Source organism: Tsuneonella aeria, assembly GCF_009827495.1.
Taxonomy (GTDB): Bacteria; Pseudomonadota; Alphaproteobacteria; order Sphingomonadales; family Sphingomonadaceae; genus Tsuneonella; species Tsuneonella aeria.
Map to the genome: position 1 here is coordinate 1595744 of NZ_WTZA01000001.1, position 25164 is coordinate 1620907.

The 25164-nt window shown below is 65.0% G+C and carries 17 protein-coding genes and 1 tRNA gene; 7 read left to right on the top strand and 11 right to left on the bottom strand.

Features of this window, described 5'->3' with window-relative positions:
- The first annotated feature begins 383 nt into the window (after positions 1-383).
- Together GRI40_RS07860 and GRI40_RS07865 are read left to right on the top strand one after the other, a co-directional pair.
- A complete protein-coding gene (locus tag GRI40_RS07860; RefSeq protein ID WP_160610811.1) occupies positions 384-5855 on the top strand; it encodes an ATP-binding protein in 5472 nt (1823 codons plus the stop codon).
- A complete protein-coding gene (locus GRI40_RS07865) occupies positions 5852-7774 on the top strand; it encodes a hypothetical protein (RefSeq protein ID WP_160610812.1) in 1923 nt (640 codons plus the stop codon). The genes GRI40_RS07860 and GRI40_RS07865 overlap by 4 nt, the downstream gene beginning before the upstream one ends.
- 196 nt (positions 7775-7970) lie before the next feature.
- Here GRI40_RS07865 and GRI40_RS07870 read toward each other — a convergent pair.
- The 5 genes from GRI40_RS07870 to GRI40_RS07890 all read right to left on the bottom strand — a co-directional run bounded on the left by GRI40_RS07870 (position 7971) and on the right by GRI40_RS07890 (position 11175).
- A tRNA-Lys gene (locus GRI40_RS07870) sits at positions 7971-8046 on the bottom strand.
- Positions 8047-8083: 37 nt separating this feature from the next.
- A complete protein-coding gene (folK, locus tag GRI40_RS07875) occupies positions 8084-8542 on the bottom strand; it encodes a 2-amino-4-hydroxy-6-hydroxymethyldihydropteridine diphosphokinase (protein ID WP_237489023.1) in 459 nt (152 codons plus the stop codon).
- A 32-nt stretch (positions 8543-8574) separates the two neighbouring features.
- The gene (aguB, locus tag GRI40_RS07880; RefSeq protein WP_160610813.1) at positions 8575-9468 is read right to left on the bottom strand and encodes an N-carbamoylputrescine amidase; all 894 of its coding nucleotides are present in this window, start codon (positions 9466-9468) and stop codon (positions 8575-8577) included.
- A gap of 10 nt (positions 9469-9478) precedes the next feature.
- Positions 9479-10240 (bottom strand): SIMPL domain-containing protein, encoded by a 762-nt coding sequence (locus GRI40_RS07885; protein WP_337190523.1) that lies wholly within the window; start codon positions 10238-10240, stop codon positions 9479-9481.
- 59 nt (positions 10241-10299) lie between these two features.
- Positions 10300-11175: a class I SAM-dependent methyltransferase gene (locus GRI40_RS07890; RefSeq protein ID WP_160610814.1), complete on the bottom strand. Its 876-nt coding sequence runs from the start codon at positions 11173-11175 to the stop codon at positions 10300-10302.
- Between the two features lie 107 nt (positions 11176-11282).
- Here GRI40_RS07890 and msrA point away from each other — a divergent pair, with 107 nt between their 5' ends.
- Entirely contained in the window at positions 11283-11816 is a 534-nt protein-coding gene (gene msrA / locus GRI40_RS07895; RefSeq protein WP_160610815.1) for a peptide-methionine (S)-S-oxide reductase MsrA, read from the top strand.
- A gap of 16 nt (positions 11817-11832) precedes the next feature.
- On the opposite strand, the gene GRI40_RS07900 is transcribed toward msrA, so the two are convergent.
- The gene (locus GRI40_RS07900) at positions 11833-13086 is read right to left on the bottom strand and encodes an RsmB/NOP family class I SAM-dependent RNA methyltransferase (RefSeq protein ID WP_160610816.1); all 1254 of its coding nucleotides are present in this window, start codon (positions 13084-13086) and stop codon (positions 11833-11835) included.
- Between the two features lie 54 nt (positions 13087-13140).
- Between GRI40_RS07900 and GRI40_RS07905 the strand changes: the two genes are divergently transcribed.
- Entirely contained in the window at positions 13141-13299 is a 159-nt protein-coding gene (locus GRI40_RS07905) for a DUF1674 domain-containing protein (RefSeq protein WP_160610817.1), read from the top strand.
- On the opposite strand, the gene GRI40_RS07910 is transcribed toward GRI40_RS07905, so the two are convergent.
- Genes GRI40_RS07910 through GRI40_RS07925 form a run of 4 tightly spaced genes read right to left on the bottom strand, consistent with a single transcriptional unit; the run spans position 13296 to position 19089 of the window.
- The gene (locus GRI40_RS07910) at positions 13296-14714 is read right to left on the bottom strand and encodes a cytochrome P450 (protein WP_160610818.1); all 1419 of its coding nucleotides are present in this window, start codon (positions 14712-14714) and stop codon (positions 13296-13298) included. The two genes, GRI40_RS07905 and GRI40_RS07910, sit on opposite strands and share 4 nt — an antisense overlap.
- A gap of 51 nt (positions 14715-14765) precedes the next feature.
- Entirely contained in the window at positions 14766-15788 is a 1023-nt protein-coding gene (hemH, locus tag GRI40_RS07915; protein WP_337190524.1) for a ferrochelatase, read from the bottom strand.
- Entirely contained in the window at positions 15785-18073 is a 2289-nt protein-coding gene (locus GRI40_RS07920; protein WP_160610819.1) for a molybdopterin cofactor-binding domain-containing protein, read from the bottom strand. The genes hemH and GRI40_RS07920 overlap by 4 nt, the downstream gene beginning before the upstream one ends.
- A gap of 2 nt (positions 18074-18075) precedes the next feature.
- Positions 18076-19089 carry an Mrp/NBP35 family ATP-binding protein gene (locus GRI40_RS07925; RefSeq protein ID WP_160610820.1) on the bottom strand — a complete coding sequence of 338 codons (1014 nt, stop codon included), beginning with the start codon at positions 19087-19089 and terminating at the stop codon, positions 18076-18078.
- Between the two features lie 73 nt (positions 19090-19162).
- Between GRI40_RS07925 and hflK the strand changes: the two genes are divergently transcribed.
- From hflK to GRI40_RS07940, 3 genes are all read left to right on the top strand, one after another.
- Positions 19163-20341 (top strand): FtsH protease activity modulator HflK, encoded by a 1179-nt coding sequence (hflK, locus tag GRI40_RS07930; RefSeq protein WP_237489024.1) that lies wholly within the window; start codon positions 19163-19165, stop codon positions 20339-20341.
- Positions 20341-21189 (top strand): protease modulator HflC, encoded by an 849-nt coding sequence (gene hflC, locus GRI40_RS07935; RefSeq protein ID WP_160610821.1) that lies wholly within the window; start codon positions 20341-20343, stop codon positions 21187-21189. The genes hflK and hflC overlap by 1 nt, the downstream gene beginning before the upstream one ends.
- A 104-nt stretch (positions 21190-21293) precedes the next feature.
- Positions 21294-22835: a Do family serine endopeptidase gene (locus GRI40_RS07940; protein ID WP_160610822.1), complete on the top strand. Its 1542-nt coding sequence runs from the start codon at positions 21294-21296 to the stop codon at positions 22833-22835.
- 70 nt (positions 22836-22905) lie between these two features.
- Here GRI40_RS07940 and GRI40_RS07945 read toward each other — a convergent pair whose 3' ends face one another.
- Positions 22906-25107 carry a transglycosylase domain-containing protein gene (locus GRI40_RS07945; protein WP_160610823.1) on the bottom strand — a complete coding sequence of 734 codons (2202 nt, stop codon included), beginning with the start codon at positions 25105-25107 and terminating at the stop codon, positions 22906-22908.
- Between the last annotated feature and the right edge of the window lie 57 nt (positions 25108-25164).

Sequence of the window (25164 nt, forward strand, 5' to 3'; positions counted from 1 at the left end):
AAGTCGAGACCGATTCTCGGGAATCGCGATCGCGCCAACAACTGCAGACTTGTTGGCCGCTCAATCAAGACGGGCCGCTCCCGCGGCATCTGATCGATCCAGAGCTTGTTCGTGCATCCTTGTTTGAGACTCTGCCTGCCGTCCGAAACTGGCCCACGTCAGCTCTACGGCAGGGCCTAAAAAGAGCGGCTAAACGGCTCAAGCTGCCGATTGAGCGCATCCAGGGAGTCGAGGGCGATCCGCAAATCTTGCGGGACCGCGCGCTCGCTTATGGCTTCGCCGATGACCCAGCCGGTCGAGCTCACCTCCCCTCGATCGAAGTTTCGATAAAAGATCGAGACCCTGTTCGGAGGGGTGAGTGGCTGTCGGGTATAAACGCCAACTTGGCTGATCTTCTTTGGGGCTGGTACTGTGAAAACTCTGAGTTCGATGATCTGGTCGAGTGGGTCAAAGAGATTGCGATTGAGCGCCCGTACATTAAACGAAACGCCTACTTCATTACCGAAGAGGTCCTCGTCTCTTTAGGAAACGGAGGTGAGCTTCCCCTTGCTCTTGATGATGCGGACTTCGCGACTACGCTCCTCCTGTTTGCTGCACAGTTAGCGCCCGATGAAGCACTTCAAATGCTTCGTGCCGCAGCCGGGCTGGGGGTAAGCTCCTTCTCAGAGCTTCTCTGCGATCAAACGAATGTCGTTGAGCTCGCGACTGTCGAAAAACAGCGCGACAAGCCGGAGCCTCGGTCGCCTTCGGAAGCGCCCCAGAAGCCATCCCTTTTGTTTGAAAAAGGGCCGCGCCTTGCTACTCTTGACCCCAGCGATCTTGCTCTTGCAGAGCTACCCTCTCCGAGGAAGGAGGTACAGGAGGCGCTCGCGCCCCTGCGGAAGTTAGCGGCCGATGCGGCCGAAGCAGAGTCAGCTTTCTCTAAAGTGGACCCCCTGCTCTCCATTAGCAATCTAACCCATCTGGAGGACGACGACTACAATAACGTCGTCAAGCTGGTGACGAACGTCCGTGATACTCACCGGCAGAAAAATGCGATGTGCGACGCGGTGCGCGAAGAATTGTTGAACCGCGTCGAGAGCTTGCTTGCCTTGGCTCATGTGCCGGCGCAGCAGTGGATTACTGCCTTCTTCGATGGAGCAGATATTCATTCCCTCTGCGAAATCGCCAATCAAGTCGACACCGCTGAGCAGCTGATCTCAGGCGAGATAACGCCGGAGGCGCGTTACGCTTTATCTGCCCGTGTCGAAAGGGCGCGGCACTTCACTGACCTTGTTGATGCCTGCCGATGGTTTTCAGCTTTCCGAACACAACTAGCCGCTCGAGCTAGTGCGGAGGCAGCGTTCGTGCAGGAGGCAAAAGCTTACCTGAGGGAGGCGAAGCTCCCTCAGGTCGTCGAGTGGCTTGCGAATTTGGACAGTGCAGAGGTTGAGTGCCTCGCACGCGAAACGACGTCTGACAAATGGCCCATCCAGCGGAGCCTACTGTTTCGATTAGGGATCGATAAAGGCGAAAGCTTCGCCGATTTCTGTCAACGGGCATTGACTGGTGAAACGAATTTCCAGTCCCGTCGCAACACAATGGTCTATTTCGATCCAGCTTCGGCCGCATTCGACCGACACCCGGTGCTGCAGCGGATCATAGCCGTAGAACGGTTCCGCGACCTGCTGGAATTCGGACCATTGGCAGCAATCACAGACCCGACAAGCCGCCTGTGTGACGCAGAGCTCGTGGGCACCCCTAGCAGCAACCTAGTGGGTGCTATTGTGAAGCATCTTGATCTAGTTGGCGCAGGTAACGAACTAAAACGTCTCGCTTGTCCCTTGGAGCCGCTCGACGATCATGCAGAGCAATCGTTGCTCGCGTTCGCTGCTCAAAGTTTCATTCCGTCGAACCTATATTTGCAGTTAAAGGAGGTGGCTCGCGAGCAGTTCTTCGCGCCGCTTGTTCGAGCCGGGGCTGTTATTCCTGCGCAGGCGGGAAAGTTCACCCGCACCTTCAACATCGAGGATGCCGTGAGCTTCGCGGTCGAGGCTGTGAAGGACGCTTCTCCAAAGCTCACCCGAATTGAGAAGCGGCATGAAGCGTACCTTGAGCGATACCTCCGTGTCGGCGAGAACCTGGTGCAGGCCTACGATGCAGCAGCGCGGCCAGAGACAAAGGGGCGTCGCAGAGAGTTCCGGCAAGAGCTCGCAGATCATGTGGCTGCACTGGCCACTGAAGGGGGTGAGATTGGCAGCAAGTCTTGGCTTGAGGCGGAGATACGCGCCGCTCTTTTCGGTGACGGTGCGGGTCACATCCAACCAACATTAGTCGGCGTGGCTACGCCCCTCGCGCGACAGGAATGGACCGCGGCCGACAGTTTGCGCGCGCAAGAATCGTCACTTTTCCTCCCCGAGTTCTATATCAATGAACCTCTCACCCGCCTTGAGGTATGTGCACTGGGCCTTCGCTTGTGGGCCGCCGAAGAAACGCTCGAACCAAGGGATATCGTTGAAGAATTGCTATCCCGGGAACTGTTTCAAGCCGCGCTCTCGCTGATCGACGACGCTCCTCTTACGGATGAGGAGCGTCGTCTGCTCAAAGAGAAGGCCTCTTCTTCGGCCGCTTCTGCCATAGCCCCTCTGCGGCAGCAGCTGGACGACCTGAAGGCAAGATATGGACAGGCGGCGGTTGAGGCGTCCCCGGTTTGGCAGGAAATCTTGGCTGCCCTTGATCATGTGAACCTCACCGAAGCTCGCACGTGTCTAGAGCTGCTCGAGCTGGACGTCGAAGAAGCAGAGGACGCTGCGGTGCCAGAGCCTCAGCCTGCTTTCAGCGGAGAGGCCGCCGAAGTTCTCCGGCTCCTTTTGAAAGCTGGTGTGCAAGGGGTGAGCCCCGACTGGACCACAGAAGATCTCAAAACTCGATGGCGCACGGAACTCCACCAGCGGGTGGACGAGCGAACTCACTTGCGCCTCGTTCAGCGAGCGCTCGATGACGCGCCTTCAGATGTGGCCATGATCGAGGACGTGCGAAGCTTCTTTGCGCAGTCAGAAAACCCCGATCTTTGGCTTCCAGCCGCCCGAGCGAAGGAGTTTTCGGACCTGCTGGAAGCGGCGGCAGAAAAACTGAGGACGTGGGTTCAGACTTCCCCTGCTTTCGAACCTAAGGCTCGACGCGCATTGGCTGAGATCGTGCGTTGGTTTCAGCGCTTTGTCGTCGATCAATCGACAGCTCTTCGTGCCGTTGGCGAAGGCGGTAGCGTTGACGATCTTCTGGAACATGTGTTGGAAGCTGTCGACTGCATCGAGCAGCCGTCTGATCCCGTTAGCTCTTTGAGCGCCCTTGTTGCCATGGGCGAGCTAGAGGAACTTAGCTCTGATGAAGAGCCGGGCGAGATATCGCCAGCCTCTGTCGCGCCGGCTTCCCCAAAGGCGACGCAAAGTGCCGAACTCAGCGAATTCGTCGAATCCGAAGATTGGGCTGCTCTCGCCGAAGCTTCTAGATCCTTGCGCAGCCAAGCCAATCAGGACGAGGCACGTCGACTGGATGATCTTGGGGACTTCGCGGACACGATGCTGGCCCTCGAGAAGGGGGATGTTTCCGCGATTGCTGGAGGTCTGGTGGGGGCGGCGCGCAGCCTAAGTGCGGGTGGCCAAGTGGTCAGCCGGATCATGCCGCTCAAACGTCAGCAGGCGGTTGCTGCAAACCTTCTCGCAGCCGCCCTAGCGCAAGAACAGGGCCCGGCTGCCCAACTTCCGCGGCCGGCGCTCGACGGAAGCTGGGCGCCTCTCTTCACGCGACGTGGCGACTTGCTCAGTGTTCTCGAAGGAGGGACACAAGCGACTAAGGTCCTTGAGCAGCTTAGCACAGGTGCACTGGGGCGTGAGATTATTGAGCTCATCTGGGACGCGCCAACCAAAACGGCTGATCCCGGCCAGGCTCGTGCAGCCTTCCTGTCTTTTCTGCACGACAGACGCCTCGACGAGCACATCCTCGCCCTTGCGCAGCGGCACGATCCCGGCATCAGATCGCGCTTGGGTCAGCTGCTCGACCTGCGAGCCGTCGCGGCTACTCGCCCCGATTTGATCCCGATGTCTCAAGCCGTGGCAGAGCAGGTAGCCGCCTCTGCCCGAACGCTTCCTTTTCGAACCTTTGTGAAGTCACTGCCGAGCGCAGGGACTGCATTGGATATCGACCTCATCGTGGAGGCCGAGAAGGACATCGTCCTCCGGTTCAACCAGCGGCGTGCATGCGAAGTCACAATTGCCGTCTCTGTCCAGCCTCAGGGCATGGTGCCGGAGCGATTGGAGTTCAGCCTCTTTCCTGAAGATGATGTAAGCTTCACCGACGGCTCGCGCCGGTACACTGCAACCGAACAGCCAATCTACATGTCTACCGAATGGCCGCTGACTATCTCGTTCGGCGAAACTTGGGGTGCTGGCGAGCTAGGCAAGGAGAGTTTCCGCCTACGTGCAAGCGCACGTTTGCTCACAGGCGACCTGGTCAATCGCGATGTTCTGTGCTCGCTCGTGCGGGCAGATCGAGAAGCCACCGGGCTGCGCCGGATTGACAATGAAACGCTCATCGAGACCTATCCAGGAGTGGAGAGCACGCCTGCGCAGGACGAGGCGTTCATTGGCCGATTTGACGAGCTGGAGCAGCTGAACGAGGCTCTTGTCACTGCCCGTCGGCCGAGCCCGGTCCTGCTCACTGGTATGCGCCGCATCGGCAAGACCTCGTTGCTCTATGCCTTCCACGAGAAGAACAGGCGTCCCACGCCCAACGGAGCTGTGACCGTCTATCTGTCAATTGCTGAAAAACGTGCTGCTTTGATGGATCCGCAACGCGACGTGGGGAGCACGATATTCTCGACCATACTGCATGCTTTGGGGAAACACCGGTTCGGCCAGTCTGATCACAATCGTTTCGTCGGCGAAAAACTTCAGCACTCTCTCGGCAACGAGAAAGGTGCGGTACGCCACGCCCTATCAGACCTTCGCGACCCCGAAAGCCTGTCCGACAGTTTGATACTGCTGGGCGAGCATCTGGTGGAATGGCTCGGCGGTGTCAGCCGGGTCGTCTTCTTGATAGACGAAGCCGAGACCCTGGTGCTTCCGTACCGCGCAGGTGGGGCTAAGCGATTGGAGCTTGAGCAGTTCCTACAAAGCTTGCGGGAAGTCTCTCAATCATCGCCTGCTGTCGGCATACTGTTGTCAGGAAGCAACCACATCGCGGAATTCGCGAAGTCATATAAGAACGCGTTTTTCGGCAGCTCGCGCCAGATCGAGCTCGGGGGACTGTTCGATTATGATCTTGCGCGCCGAATGGTTGCTCCGAGCCAAGTTGAGCCTTACGTGCGCTTCGATCATGAGGCTATCCGCTACGCGATCCAGATGTGCGCCGGTATGCCGCAGTTTCTGTGGCAAGCCGGCGCTGCTACGACAGCGCTAGTCCGAACGGGGCCAGTCACTCGGTCTGATGTGCGCCGGGGCATTGCCGCGATCATAGCCGATCGAGTCTCAGAACTGCCATTCAAGGCCTATAATGTGCTTGAGCCCGTCGAGCACATGCTTGGTCTTCAGGGGGAGCGGGAGCAGGACCTCCTTTGGCTACTGCTTTGGCGGGTCGCGAATGCAAGCTCCTTAGTCGCAGACGAAGCCCAGCAACACTTCATAATCGATCAATCTCTACTAGAACTCGACGACCCAGATGCTTGGAAGCAGCGATTGATAAACCTCGTCGATCTGAACATCCTCGAAATGCCGCGCTCTGCCATGTATCGGTTCAAAGTCCCCATCTTCGCTGAAGGCTTTCGCGCGCCTCGCCACCGCCAAAATTATAATCTGCGGCACCAGAGAGCAGCCGCTTGAGGTCGGACATCAGCTGGTTTGCCGACAGGGCAACGACAACCTGGTCGGTGCAACCCGGTCGATCCTTCATTCTCATCGTACCTGCAGGTTGCGACATGGACGGCGCGGCGGCCGACGTGAAGCGTTGGTGCGCTGATAACATGCAACCTCCGCTTGAGGGGCACAACAAACGCCCTGCCTTCATTTCCCTTGCGGTCGATAATGTTAGTTCCAGCCATCACTTCGTTCACCGCGTCGGAAAGCAGCTAAACGCGATCAACGCCGACGTGAGCAATGGAGTGGACGAGCATTATCCCGCTGATCAGTTGGCTGAACTGGTCGAGAACGCGAATGACTGCGGTCTTCATCCGGTGATAATCATCAACCGATTTCATGCCTTTGCGCGCATTGCTGACGATCATCTTTTGTCTGTTCTTTCAACAATGCGAACACTAGAGAACGACGGCCTTCTCACCACCTTGGCTTTGTCACCAATGCGTTACCAAGCGCTGCGGAGGAAGCTTAGCCAGGCTGGTCACTATCCTTTCGTAAACTCAGCATACGGCGATAATCATGATGAAGTCGGCTTAACTCCGATGAGTCGGGAGGATTTCGTTCATGCCGCCAAACTCGCCGGTCTCAGCAATCCAGATGCGCATCGACTATACAGTTACGCTGGAGGCCCCGACGAGGTTAATAAGGCCCTGATAGCCTGCGGTTCAGCAGGTTTGAATGGCGTTGTCGAACGAGCTGCGGCCCTGCTGGGAGACCGGCTTGAGAGCTTCTTCGACAATGCGATTGATCCGGAGCTTCCAGAACGGGACGAATTGCGAGTGCGCCTAGCGACTGGGCAGGTTCAGCCCAGCCAAGAAGACTATCTTGAAAGTTCAGAGGGAGCGCCCTTCCTCGTTCGAAGAACAGCCGGCTCCCGCTTAGTTGCAGCTTCGCCCGTGCTAAGCCGCCTACTTCTACGGGGTCGCGGTGGCACTTGGCGCCGCTACGACCAGGTTCTCGAGCAGCTAAATGTGAAGAACTACGCAGGCGCTGCGGAGATGGTCTCTCTCCTCGATCATAGAACACCTCATCTTGAGGTCTTCGCCAAGTTCGTGATGATGCTTAGGGCGGTCCACGCCGCCAAGAAGCCGGGGCTACTGGGCATCGACTGGCCTTCCCTTCAGCAAATCGGAAGCTCGTTGGATTTAGACGATCCCTTAGTGAGCCCACATTCGGACTGGATTCTGACGCTAGTTGATTGGTCTTCGCGAGTGCGGCGCTCCGTCGACCCAAGCGTTAGCCCTCACGTTCGCCTTGACGTTCTACTGCGGAACGCGGCCGATCAGGAGGTGCAGAGATTGTTCGTGTTCATGATCTCAACTTTCCTGAGCAAGTGTGCGTCGAGCGACTCTCCCGCGCAACGGATTCGAGATGCAGCAGTGATCCCGGAGTCCATCCTGCAAGCACTCGCCTATTCTCTTGGCATAGACATCCGTTCGGCACCAGAGCGCCTTCCCGCCGTCGACTTTCAGCCTTTCTTCGGCCGAAAAGAGCCCTTCGAGAGCCCTGCGCCAGGGCAACGCATAGCGATGAGCCACCTGCTGGTTATCGTGCCGGCTATTCTCGCGGATACCTGGACAAAGAAAGAGGCTCTTCCGTCGCTCCTCGATCCGACGAAAGTTGTACCGCTGCACCAGAAGTTGGTTGATCGTTTCAAGAACGCGGCATCTCACACCTACAGTGATGCGACTGAGGATGACGCGAGTTTTTTCTACTCTCTCTGTGGAGGCTGGTTGGAAGACCTGAAGGCCATCTGGAATCTGGATTGCGCTGCGGGCAGAGAGGTAGAGCCACCCCAACCAACCCCTGATCACCTTGCCCAGCTACTTTTTGGGGAGCCACCGAACACTCCCCCCGACTGCTTGGAGGCCGAGTGCGCCGGCTGATGGCGACCGGCCGAAGAGCTTGCAGCCATCTCCTTCCTCAGAAAACGCCGAAAATTCTGGCGGAGCAGCGTGGGCAGTATTTGAACTATCGATAGATCAGCTGTCTCAAATAGGTGTTACCCTTCTCAGTCTGATACCTATGCGCTACCTAGGAGTTTGACCGCGCGCATCTACCCGGATAAGCCCTTGAAAAACGTGGTGAGCCCTGCTGGGTTCGAACCAGCGACCTACTGATTAAAAGTCAGTTGCTCTACCGACTGAGCTAAGGGCCCGACCACGGGCGGCCCTAGGGCAGCGGGTCGGCGCGGGTCAAGCGCTGTGCGCTGTCCTTCGGGCGAGACGGACATGGAGTTGGCGCACCGACAGTCCGGTCATCGGGTCTCGCCAGTCCGGCGCGACCGTCACCGCGGGGGCGAGGACGAAGGGGCGGGTGCGAAAATGGGGGTGCGGCAGCGTCAGTTGCCAGCTGGCCCACGGCCCGCCCGACCACAGCACGAGGTCCAGGTCGAGCACCCGGGCGCCCCACCGCCGGCCGCGGCGGATGCGCCCGAATGCGCTTTCGACTTGTTGCAGCCGGCCGAGCATGGCCTCGGGATCGAGCGCGCTTCGTACCACGGCCACGGCATTGGCATATCGGCGGCGGGACGGGCCGAGCGGGTCGCTGTCGACGATCGGGGAGCGGGCGGCCACCGTCACCCCGTCGCGCTCCAGCGCATGGCAGGCAGCGGCGATCACCGCGCGCGGCGGTCCGAACCGGGGGTGCCGCATGTTGGAACCCAGCGCGACCAGGTAGGCGTGGGTCAGATGTCCTCGCAGATCCGGCCGTAGAGCTGAGGACGGCGGTCGCGGAAGAATCCCATGCCCGCCCGATGCTTCGCGGCCCGGTCGAGGTCGATCGTCGCCACCAGCGCGCCACTTTCCGCCGCGCCGTATTCGGCCAGGAAATCGCCCCATTCGTCTGTGATGAAGCTGTGTCCGTAGAACCGCTGCGCATCGCCGCCGTGCTCGATCTCGCTGCCGATCCGGTTGGCGCTGATGACCGGCATGCAGTTCGACACTGCGTGCCCCAGCATCGCGCGGCGCCACATGCGGCTGGTGTCGAGGTCGGCGTCATACGGCTCGGAGCCGATGGCGGTCGGGTAGAACAGGAGCTCTGCACCCAGCAGCGCCATGACGCGCGCGCATTCAGGGTACCACTGGTCCCAGCAGATACCCACGCCGATGCGCGTGAACCCGCCCGATCGGAGCGGCACCTGCCATACCTTGAACCCGTCGTTACCGGGGCGGAAATAGTACTTTTCCTCGTAACCCGGGCCATCGGGGATATGGCTCTTGCGATAGGTGCCAGCGATCTCGCCGCTCGCATCGATCATGGCCAGGGTGTTGTAATAGTGGTGGCCGTCGCGTTCGAAGTAGCTGGTGGGGATGGCCACCTTCAGGCGGGCGGCGAGCGCCTGCATCGCCTGCACCGACGGATGCTCAGCCGTCGGGCGGGCCAGCGCGAACAGGGCTTCGTCCTCCAGCTTGCAGAAGTAGGGGCCGGAGAAAAGCTCGGGCGGAAGCACGATTTCGGCCCCGCGCCCGGCCGCGTCCTCTACCAGTGCAGACACGGCCGCGATGTTGGCCTGTTCGTCGACCGATGAAAGATCGAGCTGCAACGCGGCGACGGTGACGGTTCGCGAACGGGTGGCCATGGGCGCGGGGTTATTTCGCCCGCAGGGCGAAGTCCACCTGAATGAACACGTTGGAGGCGGTGGTGCCGATCATCATGCCCGAACCGGCGTTCACGGGCGGCGGAGGAGGCGCCACGGGCACCGGGCCCTGTTCCGGCCGCGCCGCTGCGGCATCGATCGTGGTGGCTTCGGCCGCCCGAAAATAGGTGTTGCCCTGGCTGCCGCCCGCATCGCGGATGTAAAGAACCCGCACCACTTCCATGTCGGCGGCGGCGGCATAAGCCTCCGCCCGCTTGCGCGCGGCCTTGTACGCATCGGCATAGGCGAGGTTCGCGGTCGATTCCGGATCGGACATGGAGAGATTGGGCCCGGCGACGATATTCGCACCGGCTTCCGTCACGGCGCTGACGGCGGCGCTGGCGCGCGCCGGATTGCGCAGCGTCACGTTGACCACGTTGGCGGCCTGGAATTGTCCGCGCCGGTCGCCGTAGTCGATGCGGCTGACGTTGACCGCGCGGGTCTGGATGTCGTCAGCCGCCACGCCGAGGGCGCGCAGGGCCGCGACGACTTCGGCAATCCGGCGGCCATTGGCGGCGGCCGCTTCACGCGCGCTGCCGGCCCAGGTTTCGACGCCGGCCTGGAACTCCGCCCTGTCAGGACGGGACTCCGCGCGGCCGGATGCACTGACGGACAGCAGCGTTTCGTCCCGCGAGACGCCGCGGGGATCGTCGGGCTGGCCGGCGCATCCGCCGACAAGGGCCGCGGCGGGCAGCAGAAGGTTCCGAATAGACACAGGGCGACTCCGACAACGAATGATACCTTGTTACATGATGTGTGCCGGAGTGCATTCGGTCAAGCGCGCTTGCGGAACAGCAGGGTCATCCGGTCGCTCTCGCCCAGTGCCTTGAGATCTTCACGCTTGGTGGAAAGGGTGGGCGCCATTTCCCACACACCTTGGGCATGATTGGCGGGATCGGCGGGGTTGGCGTTGTAGTCCGCACGGCCGACGAAATCGAAACCGTTGATTTCCATGAACTTGATGACATCCGCCTCGCGCAGGTATCCCTTGCTTCCGTCGGCGTAGGCGTATGGGGCATCCGCGCGGGCGCGGTGCTGCTCGATCCCGATCATGCCATCGGGCTTCAGCAGTTCGCGCATCGCCTTGATCTCGCGGTCGGCGATGTTCCAGCGGCTGAGGTTGTGCAACATCCGCATGACCAGGATGCGGTCGAAAGTGCCCTTCTCGGCGTCCGGAAGCGCTTCCAGCGTCATGGCGGAAAACCGTTCGGCCGGGATCCCGGACCATTCCGCGATATCGGCCGGATATTTCGCCGCGCCATCGCGAATGCCCGCTTGCGCTTTCTCGTTGAACGCGCCGGAGGTCGGATCGAAATAGAGCCCCACCAGGCGGCCTTTCGGCCCGAGGTAAAGGCCGAGAAGGCGCGAATACCACTCCCCGCCCGGCGCGTATTCGCCCACTTTCATGTCCGGCGCGACCTGGAAGAAGGACAGGGTTTCAGCCGGCCGGCGCCACCTGTCGCGCGCACGGTCGGCGTCGCGGCGAGGATCGGCCACGGCTGCTGCGAGCGCCGGGTCGATGGCAATCGAACCGGACGATGCGGCGGCCGGTGCCTGATAGCCGGCTATGGCGGGCGCGGCCGTGAGTATTCCCGTGGCAAGCGCGGCGCCCAGGATGGCAGTGGCGGCGGCGGCAGTCGCGATCCGCATGAAGCATTCCTCTCTCTTGGTCGGCGATTTCGATGAGCGTAGCCGGCTTGCCGCCGATGACAAGCGTGGCCCGCAATCCTATCTCTCGCGCGAAGGAGTTCGAATAGATGAGCGAACAGGCAATCATCGCCGGCGGGTGCTTCTGGTGCACCGAAGCGGTATTTCGCGACGTGGTCGGCGTGAGCGAGGTAGAAAGCGGCTATATCGGCGGCACCGTTCCGGACCCGACATACAAGCAGGTATGCGGCGGCGATACCGGTCATGCCGAAGCGATCCGCGTGACCTTTGACCCCGACGTCATCACCCTCCCCGAAATTTTCGACGTGTTCCTGGGTACTCACGATCCGACCCAGCTCAACCGCCAGGGCGACGACGTGGGCACCCAGTACCGCAGCGCCATCTTCCCCCTCGACGATCGCCAGCGCGCCGAGGCCGAGGCGGCAATCGATCGCTGGAACGCCGAACACCATGCCAATGCGGTGACCACCATCGAAAAGGCGAGCGCGTGGTACCCGGCGGAGGATTATCACCAGGAGTACTGGGAAGGCGAAGGTCAGCGCAATCGATACTGCCTTGCGGTCATTCCCCCCAAGCTGATGAAGCTTCGGAAGAGCTTCCAGGACAAGGTAAAGACCGCCTGATTCGCCTGACGCCCGTTCAGTTCGGCGCGCGCCGTCGCCAGCGCGCGGCGAAGAAACCGTCCATCCCGCCAACATCCGCCAGCATGGCGGGATCGGTCCGCAGCCACCCCTCGGCGGTCGGCGCGAGCGGGGCCGGGAGCTCTCCCGTTGCGATCGGATGCGGCGTCAGCGCGACTGCGCCAGCCTGCGCCTCGCCCTCCTTCGGCTCGAGCGAACAAGTGGCATAGACCAGCGTTCCGCCGGGCGCGAGCCAGCCGGCCGCACGGGCGAGCATGGCCGATTGGAGCCCGGCCATCTCCGCGATGTGGCGCGACGCGATCCGGTGCAGCACATCGGGATGGCGACGGCAGGTGCCGGTGGCGGTGCACGGCGCATCGAGCAGGATGGCGTCGTACGGCCGGGCCGGTTCCCACGTGAGGGCATCGGCGGCGACGACTTCGGCAGCCAGACCCGTGCGGTCGAGGTTTTCGACCAGTCGGTCGAGACGCTTCGCGCTCTTGTCGAGCGCCGTCACCTGCCATCCGGCTGCGGCGAGCTGGAGCGTCTTGCCACCCGGCGCAGCGCAGAGATCGAGAACGCGGCGGCCGTCTCCCGCGCCGAGCAGGCGGCCCGGCAAGGTGGCGGCGATATCCTGCACCCACCATGCGCCTTCGGCAAAGCCGGGGAGTCGCTCCACCGCCGTGCCGCGCGGCAGGCGGACGTGGCCGGGGGCGAGCGATATGCCTTCCAAGGTTTCGGCCCACTGCTCCGTCTCGCCCCAGTCCTTCAGCGCGAGGTCGAGCGGCGGCGGAAGGGCCAGCGCGGCGGCGATCGGCCCGGCGCGGTCCCCCCATCGGGCCGCGACGTCGGCGGGCAAGGTTGGCGTCGGCGGCAGCGTGCCTTCAGCCCTGGTCAGCGCGGAAAATACCCCGTGCGCCAGGCGTCGGGGCCCGCCGGTGAGCAATTCCAGCCCGGTGGCAATCACGGCGTGAGGGGGCGTGTCCAGCCGCAACACCTGTGCCAGCATCATCCGCAAAACCATGCGCGGCTTCGCGTCGGAGGGCAGCACCTCGCGCGTAGCGGAATCGATCAACGCGTCGAGGTCGATCAGCCAGCGCAGGGTCTCTCCCGCAATGGCCCGGGCGAGCAGCCGGTCGGACGGCGTCAGCCCCTTGGCATAGGCGCGCTCCGCTATGTCCAGCGTCTCGCCCCGGCGCAGCACCGCGTCGAGCATGCGCAGCGCCGCGGTGCGCGCGGGCAGCCCCTGAACTTTCGTGCGAGTACCGGCCATGTCCGCGCCCTAGAGGCGATTGCATCCCGGCGCCAGCGCGCCCATCTTGCGCGCATGACCCAGCGCGCGACCCGACGGCCCGGACAATTCGTGAAGCCGGCGCATTGGTCCAACGATCCGCCGCCCACCCCGCGCGCGGCGCCGGTGGACGAAAAGCTCAGCCCCACCCGCTACGGCGACTGGGTGAAGAACGGCATCGCGATCGATTTCTAGAGCGGCTTGAACGTCACCTGCAGGCCGTCCTTCGGCTTGGGGATCGGCCACGGCTGCCACGCCGGCACATACCCGTCGGCGATCTCGATCGTGTAGCGCTGCAGGATCTGCGCCATCAGAATCTTCACCTGCATGTAGGCAAAGTGCAGGCCCAGGCACATATGCGCGCCGCCGCCGAACGGCAGCCAGGCGTATTTGTGGCGGGTCTTCACCTTGTCTGGCGTAAAGCGCATGGGATCGAAGGTTTCCGGATCGTCCCAGTGCTCCTCCATCCGGTGCGTCAAATAGACGTTGAAGCCCACTTCCGTGCCGCCGGGGATGCGGTATCCGCCGAATTCGAAGCTGCGCAGCGCCCGGCGCGGCAAGCTGGGGACCGGCGGGATCAGCCGCAGCGCTTCCTTGAACGCCATTTCCGTGAGATCGAGCTTGCCGAGATCGTCGTAGGTCAGGCCGCGCGGCTTGCCTTGCGCATCGTGGCCGCCTGTCACCGCGACGATTTCCTGCCGCAACCGTTCCTGCCAGCCGGGATTCTGCGCCAGCAGCCAGACGAGGCTGGTTGCGCTGGAGGTGATGGTATCGTGCGCCGCCATCATCAGGAAGTTCATGTGATCGACCACCTGGTCCACCGCCAGCAGCGCGCCGTCTTCGCGCGTGGCGGTGGCGAACTGGCTGAACATGTCCTGCCCCAACCCTTCGCCTGCGCGGCGGCGCAGCGTTTCGCGGGTGAACACGTCGACGAGGTAGGCGCGCCCATCCACCCCGCGCTTCATCTGGGTGAACGGCAGCGGCTTGCGGATCGGCGCGACGGAGGCCTGCACCATGTCCACGAACGCCTGGTTGATCCGCGGTGAATCGGGACCGAGCCCGCCGCCAAGGAAGCTTTCGGCAGCGAGATCGAGCGTCAGCTGCTTGATCGCGGGATAGAACTTCATTGGCCCCGCCCAGCCAGCAACTTCGGCGGCTATGCCGCGGTCGAGCGCGGCGGCGTAGTGACGCATGGGTTCCGGCTTGAACGCGATGGACAACGCGCGGCGATCCACCCGATGATGGTCGAAATCCATCAGCATCAGCCCGCGCGGGAATAACTTGTCGAGCGTGGGGCCCCAGCCCTGTTCGGAGCTGAAGTTCTTGTCCCGGTCCATCAGGATCAGCTCGTTCGCGTCCGCGCCCACCAACGCAACGTGCCAGCCGCCGAACGCCCAGTTCTTGTACACCCGGCCATACGTGCGGGTCATGCGCCGGGCGAAAGCATGCGGGTCGGCCAGCAGGCGCAACGTGTTGCCGACCAGCGGCAGGCCTCTCTCTCCGGGGATATGGGCCAGGTCCTCGGTGGACGGATGCCCCGTCCGCCAATGCGCGGGCGCGGCCTCTCGCGCCTGGTTCGCTTGGATAACGGGCTCTGCGATAGAGGCCATGGGTCTCTCCTGACAACTTACCGCAGTGTAAGTTATGTTAGGCGCGCTTGGCTAGACCCAGCCGGCCAGTTCACGGCGGACGATCGTTTCCAACATGTCCATGCCCGGCGCGCCGGCATTGAGACAGGCAAGCGCGGCGAAGCGTTCGCCGCCCGCCCCTTCGAACTGCGCGCGCCCGCGAATTCCGAGTTCCTCCAGCGTCTCCAGACAGTCGGCTGCGAAGCCCGGCGCAGCGATCGCGAGGCGGCGCGTGCCGTTGCGGGCCTCCTCCGCCAGCAGCGTCTCCGTGGCCGGCTCCAGCCATTTCGCGCGGCCGAAGCGGCTCTGGAAGGCGGTCTCGATCCGCAGGTCCGGCCGGCGCAGCGCGGCTTCGAGCAGACGGGCGGTCTTACGGCAGTGGCAGTGGTATGGATCGCCCAGGAGCAGCGTGCGCTCGGGCATCCCGTGAAAGCTGAGCACCAGGACTTCGGGCGCGAAGTCGAGCGCGTCGATCTGCGCGCCGATATCCGCGGCGAGCGCATCGATGTACACGGGGTCGTCATGGTAGGGTGGAAGCGTGCGCATGGCGGGCTGCCAACGCATTGTCCGCAGCGTGTCCGCAGCCTTGTCCACAACTGTCGCGGTCGTCGCGGCAGAGTATTGTGGATAGAGCGGCGCCAGCAGGATCCGTTCGCATCCGTCGTCCATCAGCGCCTGCAACGCGGCGCCGATCGCCGGCCGGCCATAGCGCATGGCGTAAGCCACCTGGACACCGGCGCCCAACCGCTCCTGCAGCGCCGCCGTCTGTGCCGCGGTGATGGCGGCGAGTGGCGATCCGGCGTCGGTCCACACTTCGGCGTAGGCGCGAGCGCTTCGCTTCGGTCTGGTATTGAGGATGACGCCGCGCAGGATCGGCTGCCACGCCAGCGCCGGGATCTCGACCACGCGGCGGTCGGAGAGAAATTCCTTGAGGTAGCGCCTTACCGAACGCGCATCGGGCGCATCCGGCGTGCCCAGGTTGACCAGCAGCACGCCGACCTTGCCCGAACTCACCCGTGGGTGATCGGCGGGCAACGATGATGGAATACGGGTCACAGGCCCTCCGACAGCAAGGGGAGGCGCCGCAGGCGGAGCCCGGTCGCCGAATGAAGCGCGTTGGCGATCGCCGGGGCCGCGACGGCCACGCCGATTTCCCCCGGATCGGCCGGATCGCCGGCTCCTGAAATCAGCTCGATCGAAATCTCCGGGCTGTCGGCCAGGGTCGGCAAGCCGAGACCGGCGAAGCTGCTGACGGTGGGCAGGCCCGCTTCGTACCGCAGGGCCGACCCGGTCGCCAGGCTCGTGCCGAAAATCAGCCCGCCTTCCACCTGCTGGCGGGCGATATCACGGTTGACGATGCGCCCCAGATCCACCGCCGCAGCCAGCCGTTGCACGCGCACCCCGCCTTCCCCCGGACGCGCGGTCGCGACACAGGCGATCCGCGCCACTGGCCCCCCGCCCGCCGGGTCGCCGATGCGCCAGCAGGCAATGCCGTTGCCGCTCTGCGACGCGCCGCCGTCCCACTGGGCCAGCCGGGCTGCCCGCTGGAGACATTCGGCAAGGCGCGGATCGGCGCCCAGCAGCGCCATGCGGAATGACAGCGGTTCCCGGCCTACGCGCGCCGCCAGCTCGTCGATGAAGCTTTCCACCACGAAGGCGAGGTAGGCGGGGGCGTTGCCCCGCATCCGCCCGGTGGGAAGGCCGACATCGACCGGCACGTGATCGATCGCCACATTGGCGATGGCATAGGGCGTCGTCGCGCCTTCGAAGGCCAGGGGGTCGGGGCCCTCGCCCGCATACACCCTTCGCGCCGCAAGCGCAGTCCGGTTCCCGAACAGGCGCGCGCCGAATTCGCGGACCGTGGCAGGCATCGCGACGCGCAGACGCAGGCCCACGGGCGTGCCATCCTCCTGCGCGGTCCATGCGCTGGCAAGGCACGCGAGCGGCGCACGCGGACGCCCGGCGACCATCTCCTGCCACCGCGACCAGGTGAGCTGGACCGGTGCGCCAATCTCGGCCGCGATCACCGCCGCCTCGATCGCGTGGTCATGCTCCAGCCTTCGGTCGAAGCTGCCGCCCGCGGCCATGGGATAGAGGACGACATCGTCCGCCGAGAGGCCGACGGCCTTACCGGCCGCCGCCTTCGCTTGCGCAGGTGCCTGGCTGGCGAGCCACAGCTCCAGCCGCCCGTCCGCAAGGCGCGCGGTCGCGCTGGCCGTCTCCAGCGTCGCATGCGTGGCTGGCGCGATATCATAGCGGTACGTGACGTCCGGCGTGCCCAGCGCGCTGTCGCCATCGCCGCGAGTCACGATGCGGCTCGCCTCCCCTTTCAGGAGCGCGGAATCGAGCCGTTCCTCGATCGTGCTGCTGCGCGCGCGCTCGCTTGTGCGCCAGACGGGGGCCATTTCCTCCAGCGCGCGTTCGGCAGCCCACCAGGTGTCCGCCACCGCTGCGATCCAGCCGCGTGCCTTGACCACGTGGCGCACGCCGCGCACGCGGCTTCCCGCCGCCTCGTCGTAGCCGAGCAGTTCCGTGTCGCCGATGGGGCCGTGGCGGATGGCGGCGTAGAGCATTCCGGGCAGGCGGATATCGGCCGCGAACGGAAAGCTTCCGTCAACCTTGGCCGGCAGGTCGAGCCGGCGAAACGGCACCTCCGCCTCCGCCTCCGCACCGCCCGGCACCGCGGGTTCGGAATAGGGCGCAGGGAGCAGGGGCGGCCGATCGGGCGGCGTCTGGCGGGCAGCCTCTTCCGCCAGGGCCGCGAAGCTCAGGTGCTTGCCGGCATGGAACACCACGCCCCCGCGCACCGCGCATTCGTCCCACGATACCCCCCAGCGGTCGGCCGCGGCCATGCACAGCATCGCCCGCGCCGCAGCCGCGGCATCGCGCGCCGGCGCCTCGTATGCGGCGAGCGAGGTTCCCTCGGCCGTCGCCATGAACCCGCTTTCCCCCGCCCAGCGCCGGGCGATCGTCTTGCGCGGGTCGTCCGCCAGAGCAGGTGCGAAGGGCATCCACAGGGGCGCCCATTTCGCCGCCAGCGACAGGTTGGCATAGGCGCCCGAAACCGGCGCCGGCTCCACCGCCACCTGCCGCCAGTCCGCCCCCATCTCCGCCGCGACGATCTGCGGGATCAGCGTGGCGACCCCCTGACCCATCTCGAGCTGGGGGACGGCGACCGTCAGCACCCCGTCACGCCCGAGCTTGAGCCAGGCGGAATAAGCCCATTCGCCCCGTCCGGGCGTCAGTGGTACGCCGTATTCGCGCGGCCACAGCCCCCAGGCGACAAGCAGTCCGCCGCCGATGGCAGCGCCGGCCAGAAGTCCCCGGCGGCTGACGTCCATCGCTATCCAGCCCGCCCGTCAAGCCAGTCAGCCACCTGCCGCGCGATCGCGATGAACAGTGCCGCGTCAGGGCCCTCGCCCGCAGCAGGGGGCGTGCCCGCGTCGCTCGCCTCGCGCACCGACAGGCTGAGCGGTATGCGGCCGAGGAACGCGAAGCCCGCCTCCGCCGCCGCGGCCTCGGCGCCGCCGCGCCCGAACGGATCGCTTTCCCCGCCGCAGTGGGGGCAGATGTAGCCCGCCATATTTTCGACCAGCCCGATCACGGGCACCTTGCCTTGCGCGAACAGTTCCGCCGCACGGCGTGCATCGATAAGGGCCAGGTCCTGCGGGGTGGAGACAATCACTGCGCCTGCCGGGCGGTATTTCTGTACCATCGTGATCTGCACGTCCCCCGTCCCGGGCGGTAGATCGAGGAGGACGATTTCGGTGTCGCCCCAATGCGCATCGACGAGCTGGCCGAACGCGCCGCTCGCCATCGGGCCGCGCCATGCCAGCGCCCTGCCGGGTTCGACGAGGTGTCCCATCGACAGCATCTTCACGCCGTACGGACTTTCGATCGGCACGAGTTTTTCGGCTTCGGACTCGGGCCGCTGGCCCAGGGTGCCGAGCAGGGTCGGCTGGCTGGGGCCATAGACGTCCGCGTCGACCAGCCCGACCTTGCGGCCCAGCCGTCCCAGCGCGACCGCCAGATTTGCGGTGAGGGTGGACTTGCCAACCCCGCCCTTGCCGGAGCCAACCGCCACGATGATCGGGCCAGAACCGCCGTCGCGCAGGGCGGAGGGTCTGGCAGCAGGACCTGGCCCTGCACGGTCCGCCATCAGCGCCACGCGCACTTCCGACACCCCAGGCACGCCCGACAGCGCGCCGTGCACCTCGCGCTCCAGCGCCGCGCGCCCCCCGGCGTCGAGGCCGGCAGCGTCGAGGATTGCCGTAACCACGCTGCCGTTCTGTTTCAACGAGCGCGTGCGCGCGGCCAGCGATTGCGGCAAGCGTGCCTTCAGGGCCTGTTCGTCCATGGGCAGGCCGATAGCACCAAATTCCAAGGGGCCACCCCTGTTTTTCCCGGTATCGCCGCCTATAAAGACGGACATGAACATCAATGACGGGATGGGACGCTTGCTGGGCATGGCCGCGGGCAAGAGTCCGTGGGGTGGAAGCAAGGGCGGCAACACCGGCGACGGTCCGCCCAACGGCGGCGGCACGGGCGATCGTCCGCCGAGCGAGCCCGCGGACGGCGGATCTTCTGCCGACAAGCCTTCCCAGGACAAGCCGGCCGGCGACAAGCCCAAAGGCCCGCGCAATCCGTGGCTGCCACCGGCGGAGGAGCCGCGCCGTTCCGCCAGCATCGAGGATATCTTCCGCAACCGCGGACCCGAAGGTCCGCGCCGCACCGGCGGCGGCGGACCAGGATTCCGCCTTCCCGATGCGCCCGGCGGGCGGAGCTGGTTCCCCTATGCCGTGGCCGGGATCGCGGCGATCTGGCTGGCGCTGTCGATGGTGCACCAGGTCGGCCCCAAGGAAGAAGGCATCGTCACCACCTTCGGCAAGTACTCGCGCACGCTGACGCCGGGCCTCAACCTCACGCTGCCCTGGCCGATCCAAAACGTGGATATCGAGCAGGTCAGCGAGTTTCGCGTGGAGCAGATTCCCGATGGGTCCGCACAGAAGCTGATGCTGACCGGGGACCAGAACCTGGTCGATCTCAGCTACATTGTCCGCTGGTCCATCAAGGACCTGAAGCAGTTCCGCTTCCAGCTCGACGAGCCCCAGCAGACCGTGCGCGACGTGGCAGAAGCCGCGATGCGCGCGTCCGTGGCGCAAAAAGACCTCAACGACGTGCTGTCAGGCTCGGGCCGTGCCGCTATCGAGCAGAACGTGACCACGCGGATGCAGGCCATCCTGGATGCCTATCGTTCCGGCATCGCGATCCAGGGCGTGCAGATCCGCAAGACCGACCCGCCGACCGAGGTGGAGGAAGCGTTCAAGGACGTGTCCGCCGCGCAGCAGGATGCTGACGCGGAAATCAACAAGGCAGAGGCGTTCGCCCAGCAGGTGCTCGCCCGGGCACAGGGCGATGCGGCATCGTTCGACAAGATCTACGCCGAATACAGGCTCGCCCCCGAAGTCACCCGCCAGCGCCTCTACTATGAAACGATGGAGCGCGTGTTGCGCCAGAACGACAAGACGATCATCGAGGCACCGGGCGTGACGCCCTACCTCCCCCTGCCCGAGGTGCAGAAACGCGCCCGCCCGGCGGAGGCGCAGTGATGCAGGCGCTCTGGGAAACCCACAAGACGTCGCTGATCGCGGTCGGCATTGCCATCGTCGCCCTCCTCTCCAGCCTGGTTGTGGTGCCGGAATCGGAACAGGCGGTCATCATCCAGGCCGGCCGGCCCGACCGGGTCGCCAACCGCTATGTGCCCGATCGCCCGTATGGCGAGACTGGCGCGGGGATCGTGTTCCGGGTGCCGTTCTACGAGCGCGTGGAGCGGATCGACAAGCGTGTGCTCTCCGTCGACATGGAACCGCAGACGGTACTGTCCACCGACCAGCTTCGTCTCAACGTCGATGCCTACGCCCGCTATCGCATCATCGACCCGGTGACGATGGTGGAGACCGCCGGCACGCTGGCGGGGGTCGAGACGCAGCTTGCGCAGATTCTGTCGTCCGTCGTGCGCCAGGAACTGGGCCGGCGCAGCTTCGCCTCATTGCTCGCGGCTGAGCGCGGAACGACGATGGCCAACATCCGCACCAAGCTCGATGCCGAGGCGCGCAAGTACGGCGCGCAGGTGATCGACGTGCGCATCGCGCGCGCCGACCTGCCTGACGGGACGCCGCTTGAATCGGCGTTCAACCGGATGCGCACGGCCCGCGCGCAGGAAGCGGCCACCTTGCGCGCCCAGGGACAGCGCAACGCCCAGATCATCCGGGCCGAGGCGGAGGCGGAAGCGGCGAAGATCTATGCCGCGGCCTATGGCAAGGACCCGGAATTCTACGATTTCTACCGCGCGATGCAGAGCTACGACACGACGTTCGCGCCGGACTCCAAGTCCGCCAGCACGATCATCCTGTCGCCTGACAACGAATATCTGCGCCAGTTCCGCGGACAGCGGTAGGCGTTCAAACACGGTTCAGCCCCGCGGGCGAGAAAATGGCCCCGGGGACGACAGGCGGACCATCCCCGTGGCCGCCCGGACAAGAGGAAGCAAAGGTGGTGCGCGTGCGCTATTCATACGGTTTGACTTCGGCCCTTCTGATCGGCGGGGCCGCCATTTCCCTCATCACCGGCAACCCCGCCGGGGCGCAGGTAGCGCAGAACGACGAAGGGCAGATGGCCCGCGTGGTGCCGCGCGCCGGCGCACCGGAAAGCTTCGCGGACCTGACGGCACAGCTGCAACCGGCCGTCGTCAACATCTCCACCCGGCAGCGCATCCAGGTCCCTGCGCAGCAGAACCCGTTCGCGGGCACGCCGTTCGAAGGGCTGTTCGGCAACCGCGGCGGAGGCGGCCAGGCCCAGCCGCAGACGCGCGAGGCGCAGTCCCTGGGTTCCGGATTCATCATCTCGGCCGATGGCTACGTCGTCACCAACAACCACGTCATCGCGCCGCAGGGCCGGGGCGAGGTTGAAGAAATCACCGTCACCATGACCGACGGGACCGAATATCCCGCGGAGCTGGTCGGCAACGACAGCGCGTCGGACCTCGCGGTGCTGAAGATCAACGCGCCCAAGACCCTCCCATTCGTGAAGTTCGGTGATTCCCGCCAGGCGCGCGTCGGCGATTGGGTGATCGCGATCGGCAACCCGTTCGCACTGGGTGGGACGGTGACCAGCGGAATCGTCTCGGCGGTCTATCGCAACACCGGGACGGGGGGCGCGTACGACCGGTACATCCAGACCGACGCCAGCATCAATCGCGGCAATTCCGGCGGCCCGCTGTTCGACATGCAGGGCAACGTGATCGGCATCAACAATGCGATCTTCTCGCCCAGCGGCGGCAGCGTTGGCATCGGCTTCGCCATTCCGGCGGAAATCGCCGCGCCGATCGTGGACAAACTGCGCCAGGGGCAGGAGATCGCCCGTGGCTATCTCGGCATCCAGATCCAGCCGGTGACGGGGGACCTGGCCGATTCGCTCAACCTGCCGCAGAACCGCGGCGAGTTCGTGCAGTCGGTGGAGCCTGCGCAGGCCGCCGACCGCGCGGGAATTCGACCGGGTGACGTGGTGACCAAGGTCAACAACCGCGACGTGACAAGCGACCAGACCCTGTCCTTCATTGTTGCCAACATCGCGCCGGGCACCCGTATTCCCGTGGAGCTTTACCGCGACGGCGAGCGCCGCGTGGTCAACGTCACCGTGGGCAAGCGCCCGAGCGACGATGAACTGGCCCAGTCGCAGATGTTCAACGCCGATCGCGCCGAAGGCGACGGCGCGGTGGCGCGTCCCGAGGGCGAAAACAGCGCGCTGACGCAGAGCCTGGGGCTGCGGGTGTCACCGATGACGCCGCGCTTCGCCCAGCAGCTCGGCGTGTCGGCCGATACCGATGGCCTGGTGATCCTCGGCGTCGACAACGGGTCGGACGCGGGCCAGAAGGGCCTGCAGCCAGGCGACATCGTGGTCAGCGCCAACTACAAGGCAGTCAACGCCCCGGCGGATCTGGAACGCATCGTGGCCGAGGCGAAGGCCGCGAAGCGGGTTAGCGTGCTGCTTCGCATCCAGCGGCGCGGACGGCCGCTGACATACGTGCCGATCCGCGTGCGCTGATCCCACGCACACTTCAGCAGACGGCCCGCCCGGCTCTCACGCCTCGGCGGGCCGTTTTGCGTTCAGGCCATCAGAAAGGCCGCGGTGCGGCGGTCTGCTGCGGTTGGGGCGGCGGGGTGAGCGTGCGCGTGCGGGGCGAGGGCGCAGGCACGGGCGCTGGGGACGGCCGGGCGCCGGTCGCGCGGTCCAGGAAATCGTCGCTGGCGGCCTGCCCGCTTTCGTCGGGGTATTGCGGCTGGCGCGGCGCCGGATAAGCCGGGGGTTGTTCGCCATCCGCGGGGAACGGATCCTGAGGGCTCTGCCCGGGTCCGGGGCGTTGCGGTTCGACCAGGTTACCGCTTTCGTCGACGTAGTAGTATTCGTCCGGATCGCCGCCGTAGTAATATTCGTCGTCCGGCTCGAGCTGCCATTCAGGGAGCTGGAGGTCGGTCTGGAATTCTTCCACCGGGCGATCCTTCACGGCATATCGCATGTAGGCGGCAAAGGCCCTTGCGGGCGCAGTGCCACCCTGAAGGCCCGGCACGGCCTTGGCATCGTCGCGGCCCATCCACACACCGGTTGTGATCCCGCTGGAGAAGCCCAGGAACCAGCCATCCTTGTTTGAACTGGTCGTGCCGGTCTTGCCGGCAACCGGCCTACTGATCTGGCCCGCCCGGCCGGTCCCGGTGCTCACCGCCGTCTGCAGCAGGTCGGTCATCCCGGCGGCGACGTAATCGGGGACGAGGCGCGTGGGATTGCGCCCTTCGTGCTGGTACAGCACATCGCCCGCTGTCGTCGTCACCTTGACGATGCCGTACGGTTCCACGCTGTTGCCGCCGGCTGATACGGCCGCGAACGCGCGGGTCATGTCGATCACCCGCGTCTCGCTCGAACCCAGGACCATAGCGGGGTAGGTGGAGATCGGCGTGGTGATCCCGAACCGCCGCGCCATCGACGCCACGGTGCCGAAGCCCACTTCGTTGCCGAGCTGCGCGGCGACCGTGTTCTTGGAATAGGCGAAGGCGGTCCGCACGTCGATTTCGCCGGCATAGCTGCCGCCGCTGTTGCGCGGGCTCCACCCGTCGATCGTCACCGGCACGTCCTTGACCCGGTCTTCCGGAGTATAACCCGCCTCGAGCGCCGCCAGGAATACGAACAGCTTCCACGCCGACCCCGGCTGGCGCAAGGCATCCGTGGCACGATTGTAGTTCGTCGCGACGTAATCGGTGCCGCCCACCATCGCCAGCACCGCGCCGTCGCGGTCCAGGCTCACGAGCGCACCCTGCGCTCCGCGCGGCACGTTCCCCTTGATTGCCGTGGCCGCGGCCTGTTGCATGCCGACATCGAGCGTGGTCCAGACCTCGATCGGCTCGAACGTTTCGGGCAGCAGGATCTCGAGCTGTGGCAGCGCCCAGTCGGTGAAATAACGGACGGAGTTCTGGCTGACGTCTTTCTTCAGCTTCACGGCGCTGGGATCGACCGCGGCTTCGCTGGCCGAAATGCGGCCCTGTTCGCGCATGAGGCCCAGCACGACGTTGGCCCGGTCCACGGCGGCATCGACATCGGCCGTGGGCGAAAACCGGCTGGGCGCCTTGACCAACCCGGCGATGATCGCGGCCTCTGCCGTCGACAGCTCCGTCGCGTCGTGGCTGAAGAACTTGCGGCTGGCGGAATCGATACCGTACGCCCCGCCGCCGAAATAGACCTTGTTGAGATAGAGCTCGAGAATCTGCTGCTTGGAGAACTTCGCCTCCAACGCCAGCGCCAGGATGCCTTCGCGCAGCTTGCGGTCGAGCGAGCGGTTGGAATTGAGGAACAGGTTCCGCGCCAGCTGCTGCGTGATCGTGCTGGTCGCCTGTAGCCGCCGTTCGCCCGTCACCCAGACATAGACCGCGCGGGCAAGCCCGATGGGATCGACCCCGGGGTGCGAAAAGTACCGGCGATCCTCTACCGAGATCATCGCGTCCTTCATCACCTCGGGAATCTGTTCGCTGTCCAGCCACTTGCCGGGGCTGGGGCCCAGTTCCACGATCGCGGTGCCGTCGCGCGCGCGGACGACGATGGTCTGGCCCGGCTGGGTGGCCTTCAGCGCGCCGTAGCTGGGGAGGGAGCGCGCCGCGAAGGCCACGGCGAGGCCGAGGAACAGCGCACCCAGCAAGGCAAGGGCGCCGCCCCACAGGACGGCCCGGCGCAGCCACAGCCGCCAGCCGGTGCGTTCCTGCCCCCGCCTGCCCGAAGTCTGCCGCCTGCGCTGCGTTTCCGCGGCCGCGCGCCGGCTACCGCGCTTCGCCATCCATCACCTTCATCGCCATCCGTTGCGGCGTGCATAGGCGAGATGGAACCCGGCGTG

What these genes read in the sequence shown, in the direction of transcription:
- folK (WP_237489023.1), bottom strand. Translation starts at nt 8,542, where the DNA reads ATGCGGCACCCCCGGTTCGGACCGCCGCGCGCGGTGATCGCCGCTGCC.
- aguB (WP_160610813.1), bottom strand. Translation starts at nt 9,468, where the DNA reads ATGGCCACCCGTTCGCGAACCGTCACCGTCGCCGCGTTGCAGCTCGAT.
- GRI40_RS07890 (WP_160610814.1), bottom strand. Translation starts at nt 11,175, where the DNA reads ATGCGGATCGCGACTGCCGCCGCCGCCACTGCCATCCTGGGCGCCGCG.
- msrA (WP_160610815.1), top strand. Translation starts at nt 11,283, where the DNA reads ATGAGCGAACAGGCAATCATCGCCGGCGGGTGCTTCTGGTGCACCGAA.
- GRI40_RS07900 (WP_160610816.1), bottom strand. Translation starts at nt 13,086, where the DNA reads ATGGCCGGTACTCGCACGAAAGTTCAGGGGCTGCCCGCGCGCACCGCG.
- GRI40_RS07905 (WP_160610817.1), top strand. Translation starts at nt 13,141, where the DNA reads ATGACCCAGCGCGCGACCCGACGGCCCGGACAATTCGTGAAGCCGGCG.
- GRI40_RS07910 (WP_160610818.1), bottom strand. Translation starts at nt 14,714, where the DNA reads ATGGCCTCTATCGCAGAGCCCGTTATCCAAGCGAACCAGGCGCGAGAG.
- GRI40_RS07920 (WP_160610819.1), bottom strand. Translation starts at nt 18,073, where the DNA reads ATGGACGTCAGCCGCCGGGGACTTCTGGCCGGCGCTGCCATCGGCGGC.
- GRI40_RS07925 (WP_160610820.1), bottom strand. Translation starts at nt 19,089, where the DNA reads ATGGACGAACAGGCCCTGAAGGCACGCTTGCCGCAATCGCTGGCCGCG.
- hflK (WP_237489024.1), top strand. Translation starts at nt 19,163, where the DNA reads ATGAACATCAATGACGGGATGGGACGCTTGCTGGGCATGGCCGCGGGC.
- hflC (WP_160610821.1), top strand. Translation starts at nt 20,341, where the DNA reads ATGCAGGCGCTCTGGGAAACCCACAAGACGTCGCTGATCGCGGTCGGC.
- GRI40_RS07945 (WP_160610823.1), bottom strand. Translation starts at nt 25,107, where the DNA reads ATGGCGAAGCGCGGTAGCCGGCGCGCGGCCGCGGAAACGCAGCGCAGG.